The sequence below is a fragment of the Virgibacillus sp. M23 genome (assembly GCF_034190895.1).
Classification (GTDB): domain Bacteria; phylum Bacillota; class Bacilli; order Bacillales; family Amphibacillaceae; genus Virgibacillus; species Virgibacillus salarius.
In genome coordinates, this window is sequence record NZ_JAWDHA010000217.1 from 1 (window position 1) to 488 (window position 488).

Genomic DNA, 488 nt, shown 5'->3' on the forward strand with positions numbered 1-488 from the left:
ACTTAGGATCATTTCGACACTATCAATATTGTATGTTTCACCATCAGTTTCTTTAATTAAATGATTATCAACAATAGAAATAGTTTTATCTCTAAGCTCTTTTATACACTCAGATAACATGTTCATCTCTTTTTCAAGCTGTAAAGAATCCTTCTCAAGGTAATACCCTTTTTCAAGAGACAAGATTTCAGTATTAATAATCGATAATAATTTTCCGAAAAATTCAATTGTTTTTTTCATTTGACGCAAATAATCTTCTTTTACCTTTAATGGGAATCGAGCAACATCAATTGCTTGGATTTTAAGTAATACATCGTTATTCTCTTTAATAGATTTAGAGAATAGTTGAAACTGTTTTTTTAACTCTTTCTTGTATTCATCACTTAACAAGAAAATGTTAATCTCAGAATCCGCCTTTGTTTGTGTATGTACAGCAGGGTTATACTTTCCATGTATAACCGCTAGTTGATTAGAGACCTGTGTATTAA

1 protein-coding gene is annotated in these 488 nt (G+C 29.3%); it reads right to left on the reverse strand.

Features of this window, described 5'->3' with window-relative positions:
• The coding region (locus RVS70_RS22170; protein WP_321134870.1) for a hypothetical protein at nucleotides 1–488 on the reverse strand (488 nt) is incomplete at both ends.